Annotated in this window: 19 protein-coding genes; 4 read left to right on the top strand and 15 right to left on the bottom strand. The window is 38.7% G+C overall.

All coding sequences use genetic code 11. From position 1 onward, the window contains the following. Positions 1-282: a YcgL domain-containing protein gene (locus PVK63_RS07520; protein ID WP_130045496.1), complete on the bottom strand. Its 282-nt coding sequence runs from the start codon at positions 280-282 to the stop codon at positions 1-3. Between the two features lie 183 nt (positions 283-465). On the opposite strand from PVK63_RS07520, the gene minC reads away from it, so the two are divergent. The 3 genes from minC to minE are packed head-to-tail and all read left to right on the top strand — an operon-like array spanning position 466 to position 2,231. Then, on the top strand, positions 466-1,131 hold the full coding sequence (minC, locus tag PVK63_RS07515; protein WP_130086094.1) for a septum site-determining protein MinC: 666 nt from the start codon (positions 466-468) through the stop codon (positions 1,129-1,131). 24 nt (positions 1,132-1,155) lie between these two features. Beyond that, the gene (minD, locus tag PVK63_RS07510; protein WP_130048201.1) at positions 1,156-1,968 is read left to right on the top strand and encodes a septum site-determining protein MinD; all 813 of its coding nucleotides are present in this window, start codon (positions 1,156-1,158) and stop codon (positions 1,966-1,968) included. Positions 1,969-1,970: 2 nt separating this feature from the next. Next, the gene (minE, locus tag PVK63_RS07505) at positions 1,971-2,231 is read left to right on the top strand and encodes a cell division topological specificity factor MinE (protein ID WP_130086093.1); all 261 of its coding nucleotides are present in this window, start codon (positions 1,971-1,973) and stop codon (positions 2,229-2,231) included. Positions 2,232-2,315: 84 nt separating this feature from the next. Here minE and rnd read toward each other — a convergent pair whose 3' ends face one another. From rnd to PVK63_RS07470, 7 genes are all read right to left on the bottom strand, one after another. Then, a complete protein-coding gene (gene rnd, locus PVK63_RS07500; protein WP_130048202.1) occupies positions 2,316-3,437 on the bottom strand; it encodes a ribonuclease D in 1,122 nt (373 codons plus the stop codon). A 141-nt stretch (positions 3,438-3,578) separates the two neighbouring features. Then, positions 3,579-5,261: a long-chain-fatty-acid--CoA ligase FadD gene (fadD, locus tag PVK63_RS07495; protein WP_130045501.1), complete on the bottom strand. Its 1,683-nt coding sequence runs from the start codon at positions 5,259-5,261 to the stop codon at positions 3,579-3,581. 182 nt (positions 5,262-5,443) lie between these two features. After that, entirely contained in the window at positions 5,444-6,313 is an 870-nt protein-coding gene (locus PVK63_RS07490) for an alpha/beta fold hydrolase (protein ID WP_130048203.1), read from the bottom strand. A gap of 5 nt (positions 6,314-6,318) precedes the next feature. Further along, positions 6,319-6,870, bottom strand: a complete 552-nt coding sequence (locus PVK63_RS07485; protein ID WP_130048204.1) for a Slp family lipoprotein — start codon at positions 6,868-6,870, stop codon at positions 6,319-6,321. 20 nt (positions 6,871-6,890) lie between these two features. Continuing rightward, entirely contained in the window at positions 6,891-7,190 is a 300-nt protein-coding gene (locus PVK63_RS07480) for a chromosome partitioning protein ParA (protein WP_130045504.1), read from the bottom strand. A 59-nt stretch (positions 7,191-7,249) separates the two neighbouring features. After that, on the bottom strand, positions 7,250-7,951 hold the full coding sequence (gene tsaB / locus PVK63_RS07475) for a tRNA (adenosine(37)-N6)-threonylcarbamoyltransferase complex dimerization subunit type 1 TsaB (RefSeq protein ID WP_130086092.1): 702 nt from the start codon (positions 7,949-7,951) through the stop codon (positions 7,250-7,252). Between the two features lie 7 nt (positions 7,952-7,958). Then, the gene (locus tag PVK63_RS07470; RefSeq protein ID WP_130048206.1) at positions 7,959-9,920 is read right to left on the bottom strand and encodes an ATP-dependent DNA helicase; all 1,962 of its coding nucleotides are present in this window, start codon (positions 9,918-9,920) and stop codon (positions 7,959-7,961) included. A gap of 344 nt (positions 9,921-10,264) precedes the next feature. On the opposite strand from PVK63_RS07470, the gene purU reads away from it, so the two are divergent. Next, positions 10,265-11,098, top strand: a complete 834-nt coding sequence (gene purU, locus PVK63_RS07465) for a formyltetrahydrofolate deformylase (protein ID WP_130048207.1) — start codon at positions 10,265-10,267, stop codon at positions 11,096-11,098. Positions 11,099-11,172: 74 nt separating this feature from the next. Here the strand turns inward: purU and PVK63_RS07460 are convergent, their stop codons facing one another. From PVK63_RS07460 to PVK63_RS07430, 7 genes are all read right to left on the bottom strand, one after another. Continuing rightward, complete coding sequence (locus PVK63_RS07460; RefSeq protein WP_130045508.1) at positions 11,173-11,970, bottom strand: alpha/beta fold hydrolase; 798 nt, start codon at positions 11,968-11,970, stop codon at positions 11,173-11,175. A gap of 128 nt (positions 11,971-12,098) precedes the next feature. Further along, positions 12,099-12,956, bottom strand: a complete 858-nt coding sequence (locus tag PVK63_RS07455; RefSeq protein ID WP_130086091.1) for a hypothetical protein — start codon at positions 12,954-12,956, stop codon at positions 12,099-12,101. Continuing rightward, positions 12,953-14,095, bottom strand: a complete 1,143-nt coding sequence (locus tag PVK63_RS07450) for a beta-ketoacyl synthase N-terminal-like domain-containing protein (RefSeq protein ID WP_165371144.1) — start codon at positions 14,093-14,095, stop codon at positions 12,953-12,955. Before PVK63_RS07450 ends, PVK63_RS07455 begins: the two co-directional genes overlap by 4 nt. A 5-nt stretch (positions 14,096-14,100) precedes the next feature. Beyond that, a complete protein-coding gene (locus PVK63_RS07445) occupies positions 14,101-14,370 on the bottom strand; it encodes an acyl carrier protein (RefSeq protein ID WP_130045511.1) in 270 nt (89 codons plus the stop codon). Further along, complete coding sequence (locus PVK63_RS07440) at positions 14,367-15,533, bottom strand: ABC transporter permease (protein ID WP_274440183.1); 1,167 nt, start codon at positions 15,531-15,533, stop codon at positions 14,367-14,369. The genes PVK63_RS07445 and PVK63_RS07440 overlap by 4 nt, the downstream gene beginning before the upstream one ends. Further along, positions 15,526-16,443, bottom strand: a complete 918-nt coding sequence (locus tag PVK63_RS07435) for an ABC transporter ATP-binding protein (protein ID WP_130086088.1) — start codon at positions 16,441-16,443, stop codon at positions 15,526-15,528. Before PVK63_RS07435 ends, PVK63_RS07440 begins: the two co-directional genes overlap by 8 nt. Next, the gene (locus tag PVK63_RS07430; protein WP_130086087.1) at positions 16,443-17,459 is read right to left on the bottom strand and encodes a BtrH N-terminal domain-containing protein; all 1,017 of its coding nucleotides are present in this window, start codon (positions 17,457-17,459) and stop codon (positions 16,443-16,445) included. The genes PVK63_RS07435 and PVK63_RS07430 overlap by 1 nt, the downstream gene beginning before the upstream one ends.

The raw sequence follows: 17,459 nt of genomic DNA, 5'->3' as shown, positions 1-17,459 counted from the left end.
TTATTTCTCATTTCTTTGTGCTTTCTCTTGCTTGTATTTCTCAAGCAGATTCTCTGGAGGCGGTGGTAACTGTAAAAAGAAGCCTTCATTTTGAATTGATGCTTTTACTTTTTCTACGTCAACTGAAGCTAATGTTCTGCCTGCCAAATTTACGACCATTACCATGGTTGGCGTACCAAACATTGTCATTAATTCTTTCGGAACGGGAGTAAAGTCATCTTTTTTTGCAATATAAAGATAAGCACCTTGTTTCTTGGTACTTTTATAAACTGAACAGAACATTTTATAACCTATTTTTGATAGAATTGATCTTACTCTCAACTTCAAACATACATTTAATGTCTATTTGATGAGAGCCTTACTAAAAAGTACACTTAAGACAATAAGATAACTTGCTGTACGCTTAAACTGACTATAACATGGTATCAGATTTGTGGTATTAAATTTATCAAGATACAGAATAGTATGACAAAAACAGCCGATTTAAAGGGCAGTAATTTCACCCTTTCAGTATTACATTTACCTAATGATGACGTTGCTTTGGCATTAAGTATGCTTGAGCAGAAAGTAGCTCAAGCTCCCTCTTTTTTTGCTTCAGCGCCTGTCGTGGTCAATATTGAGAATGTATCGAATGAAATTAACTTTGTTGAGCTAAAATCTGGTGTCGAACGCACTGGGATGATCCCTGTTGGGATCACTGGCTGTAAAGATAAAGAAAAGCAGGCTCAGGCAACAGCAGCAGGGTTTGCTGTTATGACTTCATTTACACCTCAACAAGTAACACAAAAAGCCAGTATGCAGCCAACGAAAGTGGTAAAAACGCCTATTCGTTCAGGCCAGCAAGTGTATGCAAAAGATGCAGACCTTGTAATTTTAAATCACGTAAGTCCAGGGGCAGAAGTGATTGCAGATGGCAGTATACATATTCACGGCACATTACGTGGCAGAGCAATTGCTGGCGCGAGTGGTCAAACAGAGGCAAAAGTCTTCTGTAAAAACTTACAAGCTGAACTGATTTCCATTGCGGGTAATTATTGGTTAAGCGACCAAATTGACAAAGAGTATTGGCATCAAAATGTCATGATCACTATGGTTGAAGACCGTATTCAGATCGATACCCTAACGTTATAGCACAACTGAAAAGGAATAATAAAAATGGCACGTATTGTCGTTGTGACTTCAGGCAAAGGCGGTGTAGGTAAAACTACTTCTAGCTCTGCTATTGCATCCGGACTTGCTTTAGCTGGCAAAAAAACCGCGGTAATCGATTTTGATATTGGTTTGCGTAACCTTGACTTAATCATGGGCTGCGAACGTCGCGTTGTTTACGATTTTGTAAACGTAATCAATGGCGAAGCAACTCTGAACCAAGCATTAATTAAAGATAAGCGTGTAGGTAATTTATTTATTCTACCCGCTTCTCAAACTCGTGATAAAGACGCACTAACAAAAGAAGGCGTTCGTCGAGTTCTTGATGAACTTATCGAAATGAATTTTGATTTCATTATTTGTGATTCTCCAGCAGGTATCGAAGCGGGTGCTTTAATGGCACTTTACTTTGCAGATGAAGCGATCATCACAACTAACCCAGAAGTTTCTTCTGTTCGAGATTCAGACCGTATTCTTGGTATTTTAGATTCTAAGTCTCGCCGCTCAGAAGAATCATTAGAACCAGTTAAGCAACATTTACTACTTACTCGTTATTGCCCTGCTCGCGTAAATCAAGGTGAAATGCTGAGTGTAGGTGATGTTGAAGAAATTCTGAATATCCCACTATTAGGGGTAATCCCTGAGAGTCAATCAGTACTAAACGCATCGAATAAGGGTGTTCCTGTAATTTTTGATGAGGAGTCTAATGCTGGCGCTGCATACCAAGATGCTGTTGACCGTCTATTAGGCAAAGAAGTTTCATTCCGTTTCTTAGAAGAAGAGAAAAAAGGCATCTTTAAACGACTATTTGGAGGTTAAGCATGGCATTGCTTGAGTTTTTTAGACCACAGAAAAAAGCCACTGCTAACATAGCTAAGGAAAGGCTACAGATCATCGTTGCAGAACGTCGTAATGGCGGACCTGCTCCATCCTATTTACCACAACTTAAAGAAGATATTCTTAAAGTGATCAGTAAATATGTTGAAGTAAACCCTGATATGGTAACGGTTTCTCTTGAACAAAAAGAGGAAGATTTATCAGTATTAGAGTTAAACGTTACTCTTCCTGAAGATGATCATTAACGTCTAAAAAAATTCGATATTGATAAAAAAAGGTGACTATTAATAGTCACCTTTTTTCTTAAGTGGAATTAGGTCGTATTGCTACTATTTTTCAAGTACCGCCATGAAACCCGTTTCAAGTAAATCACCGCGCCAACCATTCAATGCGTCAGGTTTTAACTCTGGTGCGCTGTTCTTTTTCCACTTCCAAGATAATAACTGATTTAACTGCTTTTTAGAGGCTAAGAACTCCGGCATCAATCCTGATTTATCTGATGCTAGCTTCACTTCATCTTTCAATAATTTGAAGATCTGCTTATAACCAGGGTAGTCCATTAAACGAGTGATCTCTTTTGGGTATTCAGCCGGGTTTAAATCATCTGCTAGATAAGAGAAACGCAATAATTTTCCACCGTGACGCTGCACCTCTCTTGGATCAAAACCTTCTTTTAACATTTGCTCTTTACTGCGAATGTTAAAACGTGCCAATTTCCATAAACTTAATTCATGAACAACAAAGTTAACCGCAAGATCACGCTTTCTTGCTTCTTCTAGACGCCATTTCGCTGCCATTTTTAACACAGCTAACTGTTTAGGATTTAACTGCCACGCATTTTTAATATCTAAAAACGCTTTTTCTGCATCAGGCTGTTTTTCACGCTTTTTAACCGCAAGAGCAGATTCTTGATACGCTGCCGATTCCCATTGAGTTTGTGCTAATTCGGCTTGAAGTTTTTCAAACAATGGCAGTAAATAATGTACATCTGCTGCTGCATAGTTTAGTTGCTTTTCAGATAAAGGTCGTGCCATCCAATCAGTTCGAGCTTCACCTTTATCTAAATCAATACCTAAATAATCAGAAACAAGCTTAGCAAAGCCCGTTGATAGTCCATAGCCTAAAAATGCCGCCATGATCTGTGTATCAATCATAGGCGTTGGCATGCAACCCGCGTAATGCTGGAATACTTCTAAATCTTCACCACACGCATGAAGCACTTTAGTTACCGATTCATTTTTTAATAAATCCCAAAGCGGTGTTAAATCATCAATTTCCACGGGGTCGACAAGTGCTAATGTCTCGCCATCAAACATTTGAATTAAACCTAAGCGAGCATATAACGTTCGTGTTCTTACAAACTCAGTATCTAACATTAAAAATGGTTTACTACTTGCTTGCTGACAGATCTCAGCCAAACGCTGACTCTGAGTGACGATTTCAAATTTCACTATTCTTCCTTAAAAGATCGATAAGGCAAGATAGCTTAACCTCAATAAAAACTAAGCTATCTTGTCTCTAAAATTTCATAACAAATAAAAATAATGCCAGCGAGTAAGCTGGCATTATCGTGTTTTTACATTGTAACCAAATTATGCGTTTTCTTCTGCTTTATATTCATCACGCAGTTCACGACGCAGAATTTTACCTACGTTTGTTTTTGGAAGATCGTCTCTAAACTCAACAATACGTGGGATTTTATAACCCGTTAGATGCTTACGACAATGAGCAATTAACTCATCTTTCGTTAGGCTTGGATCACGTTTAACAACACAAATTCGAACCACTTCACCTGATGTTGGGTGTGGTTTACCTACAGCTGCGACTTCTAGTACTTTGCCATGAAGCGCAACAACATCTTCAATTTCATTTGGGTATACGTTAAAACCTGATACTAAAATCATGTCTTTTTTACGGTCAACGATATGCAGGAAGCCTTCATCATCAAATTTAACGATATCACCCGTGCTTACCCAACCATCTTCAGTGATCATTTCTTTGGTTGCTTCTGCACGGTTCCAATAGCCTTTCATCACTTGAGGGCCACGAACTTGAAGCTCGCCGATTTGATCGTTAGCAACAACATTACCTTCTTCATCAACCATTCGAACTTCAGTTGACGGTACAGGTAAACCAATCGAGCCATTGTATGACGTTAGGTTATGCGGATAAGCTGCAACCAATGGAGAACACTCAGTTAAGCCGTAGCCTTCTAGTAGGTAACAACCTGTATGTTGCTGCCATTTTTCAGCAACAGCACGTTGCACAGCCATACCACCACCTACAGATAGGCGAAGGTTACTGAAATCTAACTCATGAAAATCTTCGTTGTTCACTAGAGCATTAAACAGCGTATTTACACCAGTAATTGCAGTAAATGGGTATTTTTGTAGTTCTTTAATAAAACCTGGGATATCACGAGGGTTAGTGATAAGCAGGTTACGACCACCCATTTCAATAAACAGTAAACAGTTAACCGTTAACGCAAATACATGGTAAAGAGGAAGCGCAGTAACAATAAGCTCACGCCCTTCAGTCAACACTGGGCCATAAGCGCCTTTTGCTTGCATTACGTTTGCAATCATATTGCGATGAGTAAGCATTGCGCCTTTTGCTACGCCTGTAGTACCACCCGTGTATTGCAGGAAGGCTAAGTCTTCACTATCAATGAATGGCTTGATGTACTGCATTCTACGGCCTTTACGTAATGCATTACGCATAGAGGTAGCATGAGGAAGATCGTACTTTGGTACCATTTTCTTCACGTACTTAACCACGAAGTTTACAATTGTACCTTTGGCACGCGGCAGTTGCTCACCTAAGTTCGTTAAAATAACGTGTTTTACTGGTGTGTTCTCAACAACTTCTTCTAGCGTACTCGCAAAGTTTGAAACAATAACGATTGCAGCCGCACCTGAATCATTCAACTGATGCTCTAACTCACGTGGCGTATATAGTGGATTCACATTTACCGCTACCATACCCGCACGTAACACACCAAATAATGCAATTGGGTATTGCAGTAAGTTTGGCATCATTAACGCAACACGATCACCTTTTTTAAGCTTCAGTTCATTTTGTAAATAAGCAGCAAAAGCACGACTGCGCTCTTCCAACTTACGAAATGTCATTACTGAACCCATATTGATAAATGCAGGCTGATCGGCGTATTTATGAACCGATTTTTCAAACATATCAACCAATGAGCTATATTGGTCAGGGTTAATTTCTGCTGGTACGTCTTCTGGGTAACGTGAAAGCCAAACTTTATCCACGCTTTTCTCCTATTTTATATACGATTTATTGCTTATTTCACAATAATTCAAACAGTGATCACTATCACTTTTTATGTGTAGACTATTTACTCCACAATTATAGTCAACTTATTTTATTATCAATTGTATATTCGATGAATATTTGACCATAAACGGGGCGTTTTTTTAAATATGTGAAGCGGTTATGTGTTTATTTTGTTAACTAACGCGCTAATGTAACTACTTACCTGAATAGGATTTTCTAAATGGCAATGGTGACCACCTTCAATTTGATAACAATCAAAGTGTGAAATATAAGCATATCGATGCATTTTTTGCTTCAAATGTCCGTAGCCCTCAGCGCCAATAACTGCAACCACTGGGCACTCTATTTTTGAAAGTAATGCCAAAGCGTGAACTTCACTCATACGATACAGAGCATCGCATTTTACTTTTGCATCGGTTGTCCATTGAAGCGAGTTTGAATTGATACTCAATGATCGCATTACCATTGGTTCAACTAACCGTTCTGGAAGTTGATTCACGCTAGCTCTTAATTCAATGGCGGTTTGAGTATTTTTTAAGGTTCTCTGAGGCTTATTTCTATATCGCTGACGGCTTAAAATACCTTGTCGGATCCTATCTGAAATTGCCTCTTCTTCCTCACTTAAAGGGCCAAGTGCCTCTATCATCACCAATGCTGCTACTTTTTCAGGAAACACGGCACTATAAGCACTGGCGACTAAAGCACCTAAAGAATGACCAATAATAACTATAGGCTCTAATTTTAAATGAAGAACTATTTGGTGAAGATCATCGATATAATCAAAGAAGTGATAAAAATTATCACCGCCTTTATGGCTTGAGCGTCCATGACCAAACCAATCAATAGCAATTAAATGATGATGTGGGTTTTCTTGTGCGTATGCTTCCATCGTCGTTTTAAACGTCGCTGCATTATCTTGCCAGCCATGCAAAAACAGCAATGTTTGGTGCGTATTTTTGGGTTTTATTTCCATCATTGCAATGGTGCCATGATGAAGTTCAATACTTGATTCTTGAAATGGGCTCATGCTGATTATTGTACTTCTTGTACCACTTTTCCACGACGGGTTTCAAGGCGGCTACGCTGATGTAAACATCGACTACCAGTACATGGCATATAATTCATATTGAAATCGTTAGTCACAACGTACTCTTGAACTTGCCATAAATGGATGCCAACGCCGGTAATGATGGGGAAAGAATAAAGATAATCTCCCACAGTGGCTTTTTCAATTCCATTTGATTGCCCTAAGACAGTAATTAATCGTCCTTTGGCATAAGTAACCGGATCGATAAACCCATCAAAATAAACCACGAATCGACCGTTTGGCTCTTGAGCAATGTCTGGCTTCCCAGAAGAAGAAATAGGTAGGTTAACCACTTCAATTCGAGTGGTTGTTGTTAAATTATCAATTCGAGCAATCACACCACCTAAGCGCACATCACTCTCTCGATTACTTTCTGCTACTGTAGAAAAAGCACTGTACTCAGTGATAACGACAGCTTGAGAAGAAGTCAATTCTTGAGGCAATGAACTACAACCAGCAAGTAATAACACTAAAAAAAAGCACACTGTCTGTTTCATATTAATCCTTACATATCGGGTTAGATATAGAGATCGACACCGACGAGTTGAGCAAGTTCCTCTCTACGCTTTTGTAACATGATGTCCATATACTCTTCCATTGCTTTACGGTTTCCCCCTTCAGGCAAATCGTATTGAATGCGAGAGTTTGCGTATTCTGATGCATTCAGCTGTTTTACTTGTGTTGTTACCGCTGTCGCCACTTTTGATGGTTGTGCAACTAAAGATTTACTTCCCGTCGCCTTCTTGACTTGGTTCTTTTTTCCAACCGCTTGCTGTTTTTGTATCAGCGCGGGCGGTAAGCCTTGAATCGATACCATAATGACCTTTTAAAGAAACAACTAAGCGAGGTATAAACTCCTCGCTTTAATTATAAAAACTATTCTCGACCCGGTAATTTCTTCCATGTCACCGTATCACGAACATAAACAGGGGCAGACTCTTCTGCTGGTAACGCCAATCCTTGTTCAAATTTTTGCTGTGCTAAAAACGCCATGTCTTCAGCATCAGGGTACAATACCTCTGAAGCTTTACGCTCTAATGGTAACTCTGCTAACGCTTCTGCATATGCATCCCATCCGGTGCCTACTGTTAACCACTCACCAGACTGCTCTGGTAGATAAGTTAATAACGCTTCTGGCTTAAAGACGGTTTCTGCCACATTATAAGTCCATGTTGCATCGTCATTACGTTGATACATACCAAAGTACACTTCACCCATACGAGCGTCGATAGCGGCAGCGACTTGCGTTGCACCATTTTCTCTATAACCCGCTTGAGCCATCGCTTCTAACGTTGAAATACCTATCATAGGTAAATCGGCACCAAACGCCAAACCTTGAGCAATACCAATACCAATACGAACACCAGTAAAACTACCTGGGCCTTGACCAAAAGCTAATGCGTCTAAGTCTTGTAAGCGCACACCCGCTTCTTTTAACACTTCATCAACAAATGGCAATACTTTAATCGTGTGCTCACGCGGTGCCACTGCACGTCGAGAATAGACTTTCCCATCAACAATTAGTGCGACAGAACAGTTTTCAGTGGCGGTATCTACCGCTAAAATTTTTGCGCTCATTAATGCCTCAATTTTCTAAAATAGCTTCTTGTTTTTCTGATTCATTTTCACTGCTCTGATTGGCTTTTGCCAAAAATTCAGACACATTGCGTAAATCTCGTGTTCTTGGTATTGGTGGTAAACTCTGTAAAAATGTTGAACCATAAGGTCGTGTGACTAAACGGTTATCACAAATCACCAATACTCCTTTATCTTTAGTGTCTCGAATAAGACGACCAACACCCTGCTTCAACGTAATGACAGCATCTGGAATTTGTACTTGCGAGAATGCATCACCACCACTCAATTGACAATCTTCAATTCGAGCTTTTAACAATGGATCATCGGGTGCTGTAAAAGGAAGTTTATCAATGATAACACAGCTTAGCGCATCACCTCTAACATCAATTCCTTCCCAAAAAGCGCCCGTAGCAACCAATAAAGCATTCCCTAGTTCCATAAACTCAGACAGTAATTGCTGCTTAGTGGTTTCACCTTGTACTAAAACTGGCAGATCCAGTGTTTCTCTAAATTTCTCAGCTAAGTCACGCATCATTTGATGTGAAGTGCATAAGAAAAAACAACGACCATTATTTTGCTTAATCACTGGCTGCAATAACTCGACTAGTTTTTCAGCAATACCGTAACTGTTCGGTTCAGGCAAGAAACGAGGCACGCACAATAGCGCCTGTGTCTGATAATCAAACGGGCTTGGTAAGGTAAATTGCTTCTTAGGCTCTAACCCTAAACGCTGAGTAAAATGCGAAAAATCATCATTTACCGCTAACGTTGCTGACGTAAAAATCCACGCACCTTCTTTATCGGCGAGATGCTCTTTAAATTTATCAGCAACAGAAAGAGGGGTTATATTTAAACTAAAATGACGAGGAGTACATTCATACCAATATGAATAACCACCAATCGTTGTATCACAAACACGCTCGAGTCGATTTTTTAGTAAGGTGCAACGCTCAAAGGCGGCATCCAATAGTTGACTACGACCTAATGCCAATTTTAATACGTCATGTGCTAACTCGAAGGCATCATTGATTCTTACAATTTCGCGCTGAACCGCTTGAGACTTAATCGCTTCTCGCCAGTTACCTCTAAAATTGGTATCGCCTAAAATGATACGCAAATCCATTGCTGAGCCAGCTAAACGCTCCGCTACTTTTTGCAGTTGGCGCATGTCTTTTGCTTCAGTGCGATAACCAATTTCGATATCTTTGGCTAATTCCGTTAATTGTCGGCTTGATAAATTCTGTCCAAAGTACTGGCTGGCAATATCTGGAAGCTGATGGGCTTCATCAAAGATAAAAATATCTGCTTCTGGAATTAGCTCACCAAATCCAGTTTCTTTAATTGCTAAATCGGCTAAAAATAGATGATGGTTTACCACCACGACATCGGCATCCATTGCTTTTTTACGGGCTTTAACCACAAAACACTCTTCAAAGCTTGGGCATTCTTTCCCTAAACAATTATCATTTGTTGATGTAATACTTGGGATAATTGGGCTGTCTTCTGCAATTGCAGTGCAATCACCTAAATCGCCTGTTTTAGTTTCAGAAGACCAAGAACGTACCTTTACTAATTGAGTTAATAATTCAGGATCTGCTTGAGGCGTGTGGCTTTCTACCAATTGTTGATTCAAGCGTTCAGGACATAAATAATTTGAGCGCCCTTTTAATAAAGCGACTTGGCCATAAAAACCCAAGGATGACGTCATTAAAGGTAGGTCACGATGAAACAGCTGCTCTTGTAAGTTTTTAGAACCAGTACTGATGATGGTTTTTTTTCCACTCACTAATGCAGGAGCCAAATAGGCAAAGGTTTTTCCGGTACCCGTACCCGCTTCTACAACAAGCTGTGTGCCATTTTTAATTGCATCATGCACGGCATGAGCCATATCAAGCTGAGGTTGACGAGGTTGGAAACCTGGGATGGCTTTACCTAACGCGCCTGAAGAAGAAAATATCTTGGCTATCATATCAACCTGCATTCATTGTGAGTTTAAAAAATAAGGTTGAGATTATGCCAAGATTTTCGAAAAAACTAAACGCTAAGTTTTGAGAGTTACGGTCTAAAACGGCAACTTCCAGATAACGACTTTCGCTAGTATTTTGATTTGATTTAGTAAAAACCCCTTTACGCCCTCTTCATTTATCGGTAAAAGAATAGAGAGCATACTATTTATAATACTATTCTGGATAAGTAGTTGTTCAAATAATTGCGCAGGAAAAATCGATTTTAACAAGCAAGAATGATCAAATACTTATGTAGATTGGTATACTTACCAATTTAGGTAAAACCATTGCAAACACGAGAGATAAAATGGAAAAGAAAATACTACTAACGGATTGCCCTGATTCTCGTGGGCTAATAGCGAAAATAACCAACATTTGTTACAAACATCAGTTAAATATTATTCATAATAATGAATATGTTGATAATGTCACAGGCCAGTTCTTTATGAGAACCGAGCTAGAAGGCATTTTTAATGATGTCACTTTTTTAACTGATATTGATGAAGCACTTCCACCAGGGAGCCATCGTAAGTTAGTGACAGAACCGCGAAAGAAAGTAGTCATTCTGGTAACAAAAGAAGCACATTGTATTGGTGATATTCTTATCAAAGCCTATTCTGGTGCAATGAATATTGATATTGCCGCAGTTGTTGGAAACCACGATACTTTAGGTGGATTAATCGAAAAATTTGATATCCCATTCCACCATGTCTCTCATGAAGATCTGTCGCGCGAAGAACACGAAGAAAAAATGCTTGAGGTCATTAATTCTTATGAGCCTGAATACGTGGTTCTAGCAAAATATATGCGTGTATTAACGCCAAACTTTGTGGCTCAATTTCCTAAAAAAATCATTAATATTCACCACAGCTTCTTGCCTGCATTTATTGGTGCTAAACCCTATCAACAAGCGTACGATCGCGGCGTAAAAATCATTGGTGCAACAGCACACTTTGTAACAAATGATTTAGATGAGGGTCCAATCATCAAACAAGATGTTATCCCTGTAGATCACAACTTTAGTGCTGAAGATATGGCAATGGCAGGGCGTGATGTTGAAAAATCCGTACTCAGTAAAGCACTGACTAAAGTCTTAAATGATCACGTTTTTGTGTATGGTAACAAAACCGTTATTCTTTAATTTTACAACGAATAAAAACAAAAATGGCGATCATAATGATCGCCATTTTTATTTTAGACTATTGCTATAAGCACTTATTGAGCTGCTATAAATTCTATTGCGTGTTTATTAAATTCTTTTGGTTTATCTATATTACACACATGTCCACATTCAGGGATCTGTAATAATTGACTGTGTTCATGTACTGCTACCATCTCTTCAACAGGCTTCATAAACAAATAGTCATTTGCCCCCATCACATACAGTGTAGGTATAGCCAGTTCTTTATCTTTAAAGTAACGCATCAATGGGTTTACATCGGCCGCTAATTTGAACCAACGTTTAAACTCTTTTTGACATAATTTTTTGGCTTCACGAGTAAAAATGTGACGAGATTCTTTTTGACTCTTCTGTGGCATAACAACATAAGAAAACAATTTATATAACCACATATAAGGCATGATATTTTTCGTCATATCTCCCATTTTAATCAGAAATTGAGATCGAAAATTAAAACGTGTTATCGCACCAGCTAGCACCATTGAACTCACTCTTTCTTGTGCAAGTTCGGCAAGATTTCGAATGATAATAGTACCCAAAGACATACCAACAAAATGCGCAGATTTGATATTAAGGTGATCCAGCACATCCAAAATATCTTGGCTAACGGCTTTAAAAGAGTATTGTTTATTAATGAATTCTTTAATTTTAGAAAAATTATTCGAGCGTCCATGACCACGTAAATCAATGAGTAATACATTGAAGTTTTTTCTAAAAGCAGCAACTTGCTTAAACCATGTTGTCGAACTTCCACCAGCCCCATGAACAAACACTACCCATTTAGAGCTTGATTCGTGCTCATAAGCTTTGTGGAATAATAAAGAATCAGTCATCCATTTTACTTTCATATAAAATACACATTGCGATGACTATATCACTTCAAGGGACTAATGAATATACATCCTCTCATTTCCTTTCACAGGCCTAACAAAACAAAAATATAGAATCATAACCCATTGATTTAAAAACTTAACCTTAGGGTTATTACTCTATATTTGTCATCAAAACCATCAATAAAAAGTAAACTATTGTGTTTAGCATTAATAAAGCGATTCAATACATACAAAGAGTTCGTCTCATAAAAGTCATAACGTGTTCGGCAATCAAATTTTTTACTGGATACTCGCTCTAGAACATCACTTCTAAAATTACTTGATACTCGTTGACCAAATGCGACATGAGTTGTTGGAATTAACAGTGCTAAGTAGGCCAATAACGTTTGTTGATTAAATTGCGGTGTTGCAACCTCAATGCTTGCTTGTGCGCCTTCAACTTCCCCGCTCAATAACATCCAATTAGAGCCTTCTCCCAATTGAGTATTAAGAGGCAAATCAAGATAGTCATGAGGGCTATTGGATGCATCGACTTTTTCATCAACACCACCCAATAAAATGCACTTCTCTTGTTTGGTTTTTAAATTTGCATCAGCAAGCAATAACGCATTTTCAACCAAAAAACCTTGCTGAGCTAAATTCAAGTTTTTACTTTCAAGCTCTAAATACTTAGCAATATAAAAGCCTGCGGTATTACTTAATGAGTTGATAAAATCCACTGGCTTTGGTGGCATTTTTTCAACATAACGTTGTTGGCATAAGCGGTTAAATACCGATAAATTCCCCTGACCTGAAACCATAAAAAGAGCGGTATTTTTATCAAGTGTTTGTTGCTCTTTAATGCCAGAAACACCTAATAACCCTAGTTGAATAAAACGATCAGTACGACGCACAAAACTTGAAGCGACTTTTTTGCACTCTGCTTTTACATCAATAGGTTGGTCTTGTTTTATATTCACACTGGCAGTGCAATGAACATACATCATACTGATTTTCTCTCCACCACCAAGGCGTTATTGTTTCCACCAAAACCAAAACAATTCAGTAAAAACACGCCAGAATCACATGAACTTAATTCTTGAGTTGGTATCCATTGAATTTCATCATCCTGAGCTTCAAAGTTAGGTGTTTTAGGAATAAAACCATTATCAATGGCATTCATCATTATCACTAATTCACTAACACCACACGCCCCTAAGGTATGACCGATATAGGGCTTTAACGAGAAAAATAACGGCGCTTGTAAAAACACCTCTTTCATACCATTAATTTCGGCTAAATCGCTTAGATTACTGGCGGTGCCATGTGCTTTTACTGCCGTGATCTCATCAAGACTCATATCACTGTTCTGTAATGCTTGTTTAATTACCTGAGTTACTCCAGAACCATCAGGGTTTACCCCCGTGACACTGTGTGTTTCACATTGACTACAACCACCACGAAAGTGCCAAGGCGATGCTTTAACATCATCTCGGCTCATTAATACAACACTTAAAGATTCACCTAAGAGCAAACCATCACGGTTTGCATCAAAGGGTTTGGTTTGCTGCTCTGCCAATAACTGCATAGAAACAAAGCCCTCAAAAGAGTGAGGAGCAAACATTTCCATACCAACAACTAAAGCATAATCAATAACACCGGCTTCTATCATGGTTGCTGCATCTAGAATGGCATTCGAGCTTGATGTGCAAGCGGTATTATAAGTTAGGCTCAATGAATTCAATCCAAACGCATTTGCCAACTTATCAGCATAAACCCCGTTACCGACTCTGCCATCTGAAAATTGAGGTGAATTACCATCTTTAATGCTGTTTCCTAGTGGGATCATTAAGGAGATATCATTAGCCGCACAACCGATAAATAAGCCACAACGCCCCCTCTCTTGAGCTGACAGATTGTGCTGTTCAAGCAAAGAGGCGATCAATACTTTTAAATGAGGAATAGGATCAAACAAGGTCTCAAAATTTCCGTCATTCTGAATCGCGTAATAAGGCAATGTTTTTACTTGTTCAAATACATTCACCGACTTATCAACGGTAAGGTATTTTCCCGCTTTCATTAAATTCAGTTGTTGTGTTTTATTGCCAAGAGCACTTAACACTTCACCGCCAAGGAGTGTAATCATAGTCATTATTCAGGTTGTAGGTGATCAGCAAGATGATTAATCGTTGTGACAATACGGCGGAACTCTTTCGGGTCTACCAAGCGTAAATTAAAGTGGCGCTGCAATAACATAGAGATCTGTAATCCATCAACCGAATCAAGCTCTAAGCCGCTCTCATCAGAAAATAGTTCCACATCATCTGCCAATTCATCAGCGGTGATCTCTTCTCTATCACACTCTTCAAGGATCATATTTTTAAGTTTTACTTTGAATTCTGTATCTAATGACCCTTTCATGCGTTTTTCCTTTGTTTATAAGTAAATACAATGCTGGCTATCAGCAATGAGATAACACCAAATAAGCTTAAAGCAATGACTTCATTTAACACATCTGACACCGTTCCTCGGCGTAAGAATATATCTAAAAAACCTTCTAGTCCCCAAGACATGGGTGAAATAGCAGAGAAGGTTTGCATCGCTTCTGGCATCACAAACTTAGGCACCATAACACCACCAATAGCCCCTAATAAAATATTGATAATTCCGCCAATGGTTGTCGCTTGCTCGATACTATCAACCGCACTGGCTACCAAAATAGACAAACCAATCGCGGAGAGACTTAAGGATAATGAAACCAAGATTAACCCCAAGATAGAACCATCAATCGTTAATGGAGCTGCACCAAATAAAGGGACGATATACATACCAACCCCAATCATCAGCCAAACTTGAACTTGATTGATCACCATATAAGGCAATATTTTCCCACCAAAAAGAGCTGACAAACTTAAGTTCATGGTGCTTAAACGCATTAAAGTATTTTGTTTACGTTCACTAATGAAGATGGTCGACATAGGTATAATCACAAAAAACAGACCAAACACGATCCAGGATGGAACACTTTGCTGTGTTGAGGTTGGCTTTTCATCTTGTGACAATTTTGCGTATTGGACATCCATCAACGTTGCCTCATCAAAAGGCTTTGTTTCTACTTCATCATCTAAAAACGAAAACGAATCTTGATTGGCCAAATTCACTTCATCCAGCTTATTCCCCATCCAACTGAGCGCGATCTGATTTTTAAAAATAGTCAGTAATGAAGGGGACGTATCTGCAGCAACACTAATATCTAATGGCTGCTCACCTTTAGAAAAGCCCACCGGAATATCAATAATAAATTGCACGCCCTCTTCTTCTGGAGATCGATATTTATCTGAATTCAAAGTGTGTTTGGTCAATGTAGAAATCGTAGATAGTTTATTAATTAATGCTTCACTTACGACACTTTGGTCATGATCAATCAAAGCATAAGTCATAAGTGATTTGTCTTCATTCATCACATCTTTTAGTGCTAAAGACATGATCAAAATAAATACCGCAGGCATAATAAATAAGGCTGCTAATGCGTGTTTATCACGACTCACTAACAGGAACTCTTTTATCAACATCGCTTTAGACATCTGTTCTTCCTTTTGATGTTAAGTTGATAAACAGAGATTCAAGGGTTGTCGCACCGTAGCGGATTTGCTTTATTTTGATCCCTTGCAGCTCTAATTGATGCAGAACTTGAGCGATAAGCTCACTGCTCGACTGCGTTAATAGTAAAGTAGTTTGATCAACGATCGTCACTTCAGCTCGACTCATTGCAGAAAGATAAGTGGAAGAATGTGGATACAGTTCAACAATGACCTGCTGACTTTCTTCGTTATTTACCATAGAAGAAATCGAGCCTTGTTTTACAATTTTCCCAGCATTCATTATCGCTACTTCATCACAAATCTTTTCTATTTCGGGCATATAATGAGAGGTATAAATAACGGTTTTATTATCCGATTTATACGCTTTAATAGTGTCGAGAATATCGTTGCGTGATTCAGGATCAATACCAACGGTAGGCTCATCAAAAAAGAGAATATCGGGGTTATTCAGCAGCCCAATGGCGATATTTAAGCGACGTTTTTGTCCACCAGATAAAGTTGCAGATTTCTGATCCATCATGGAAGAAAGACGATTAGTCTCAACCGCATAAGATAAATTAGATTTTAACGTGTGACCTTTTATCTTTTGTACACCGGCAAAGAATTGCAAATTCTCTTTAACGCTTAAATTCTCATAAAAAGCTAAACTTTGTGGAATAAGAGAACAACGTTGACGAATAGCCGAAAGATTCTTTTTTAGCGGTAAATCAAAAAAAGTAACCTCACCTGAGTCATACGAGACAAGACCATTTAGAATCGAGATCAGCGTAGTTTTACCTGCACCATTAGGGCCAAGTAAACCATAAATACTATTTGATGGGATAGAAAGCGTTAGATTATCTAGCGCTTTCTTCTTACCGTAGGATTTATTTAATCCACTAATATTGATCATTAAAATGCTCGCATTAATAATAAGTACAGTTGCTTTTCTTGCTCAGCAACTGACTCTAATTTTGCAGCAATCACATCAAATTCAATCGTTTTTTTATTTCGAGGTCGTATTGCCTTCGCGATCAATAAAGCAAATTCACGCCATTCATCACCAATCGCCGTCATCTCAGCAGATGCAATTTTTAGGTTCTCGTTACCAATAAGCTCCGCCGCTTCTTGTAAAAAAGAAGCATAGATATAACGGAAACCAGCACCGCCAGTGCCAATCTCTTCTTGCATGCGAATGATGTGACCTAAAAACAGTTTTGCGTAATGCTCATCTTTATTTTCTAACTGACGAATATGCTTAGCTAAAAAATGCATTCCCTTTAAACCCGCAATCGGTACTGGCGTTTTCAGCATCGTCTTTGCCGTTTTTTTAATGCTTTTTTCAATCACTTTTGGGTAATCAATCGAGCTTGGGATGTGAGTCGGATAATACAATGACCCTTTTGGTGCCATTACCCCTTTCACAAAGCGCGCTTTTTGCAGTGCTTTCTCTTCAGCCTCAACTAAGTGTTCAAAAACAGGATCGCTGATTTGATAACTTCCCTCTTTCTTATCAACCACAATAAGATTATGGGCATTAAAGTGAAAACGCATCTCTTCAGGAAAGTACGGTAACCAGAACACCGATGTTTGAGCGCCCACAATTTTACCTTGTTGAAGTAGCTCATCTAATCGCTTGGTGCCTTGCTCTGGTTTTGAAAATTTCTCTAACTTCATTTTCAAACCGATGCTTTTCTGTAATCCCTTCATGATGGATTTTGGCATTGAACGATAGGCAATAAGCGGCATGCCACTGAGCTTTACAAAAGGAAGATAAGCAAAAACTAAAGCACTAGATAAACCAAATACCATTGGCTCAGACAGAGGTAAACCATGATGAGTAAGCATAGAAGACATCACGCCACTCTCACAATGAGCATAATGCTTATGTTGGAACTGAGAATTGGTGTTTTTCAAAATAGAGGTCAT

Source organism: Aliivibrio sp. S2TY2, assembly GCF_028765525.1.
GTDB lineage: Bacteria > Pseudomonadota > Gammaproteobacteria > Enterobacterales > Vibrionaceae > Aliivibrio > Aliivibrio finisterrensis_A.
Note: the sequence above shows the minus strand (reverse complement) of the source record. Positions and strands in the feature narration are given on the sequence as shown.

Excerpts from the sequence above, each read along its gene's own strand:
- PVK63_RS07520 (WP_130045496.1), bottom strand. The coding sequence starts at position 282 with ATGTTCTGTTCAGTTTATAAAAGTACCAAGAAACAAGGTGCTTATCTT.
- minC (WP_130086094.1), top strand. The coding sequence starts at position 466 with ATGACAAAAACAGCCGATTTAAAGGGCAGTAATTTCACCCTTTCAGTA.
- minD (WP_130048201.1), top strand. The coding sequence starts at position 1,156 with ATGGCACGTATTGTCGTTGTGACTTCAGGCAAAGGCGGTGTAGGTAAA.
- minE (WP_130086093.1), top strand. The coding sequence starts at position 1,971 with ATGGCATTGCTTGAGTTTTTTAGACCACAGAAAAAAGCCACTGCTAAC.
- PVK63_RS07490 (WP_130048203.1), bottom strand. The coding sequence starts at position 6,313 with ATGAGCCCATTTCAAGAATCAAGTATTGAACTTCATCATGGCACCATT.
- PVK63_RS07485 (WP_130048204.1), bottom strand. The coding sequence starts at position 6,870 with ATGAAACAGACAGTGTGCTTTTTTTTAGTGTTATTACTTGCTGGTTGT.
- PVK63_RS07480 (WP_130045504.1), bottom strand. The coding sequence starts at position 7,190 with ATGGTATCGATTCAAGGCTTACCGCCCGCGCTGATACAAAAACAGCAA.
- tsaB (WP_130086092.1), bottom strand. The coding sequence starts at position 7,951 with ATGAGCGCAAAAATTTTAGCGGTAGATACCGCCACTGAAAACTGTTCT.
- PVK63_RS07470 (WP_130048206.1), bottom strand. The coding sequence starts at position 9,920 with ATGATAGCCAAGATATTTTCTTCTTCAGGCGCGTTAGGTAAAGCCATC.
- purU (WP_130048207.1), top strand. The coding sequence starts at position 10,265 with ATGGAAAAGAAAATACTACTAACGGATTGCCCTGATTCTCGTGGGCTA.
- PVK63_RS07460 (WP_130045508.1), bottom strand. The coding sequence starts at position 11,970 with ATGACTGATTCTTTATTATTCCACAAAGCTTATGAGCACGAATCAAGC.
- PVK63_RS07455 (WP_130086091.1), bottom strand. The coding sequence starts at position 12,956 with ATGATGTATGTTCATTGCACTGCCAGTGTGAATATAAAACAAGACCAA.
- PVK63_RS07450 (WP_165371144.1), bottom strand. The coding sequence starts at position 14,095 with ATGATTACACTCCTTGGCGGTGAAGTGTTAAGTGCTCTTGGCAATAAA.
- PVK63_RS07445 (WP_130045511.1), bottom strand. The coding sequence starts at position 14,370 with ATGAAAGGGTCATTAGATACAGAATTCAAAGTAAAACTTAAAAATATG.
- PVK63_RS07440 (WP_274440183.1), bottom strand. The coding sequence starts at position 15,533 with ATGTCTAAAGCGATGTTGATAAAAGAGTTCCTGTTAGTGAGTCGTGAT.
- PVK63_RS07435 (WP_130086088.1), bottom strand. The coding sequence starts at position 16,443 with ATGATCAATATTAGTGGATTAAATAAATCCTACGGTAAGAAGAAAGCG.
- PVK63_RS07430 (WP_130086087.1), bottom strand. The coding sequence starts at position 17,459 with ATGACCTCTATTTTGAAAAACACCAATTCTCAGTTCCAACATAAGCAT.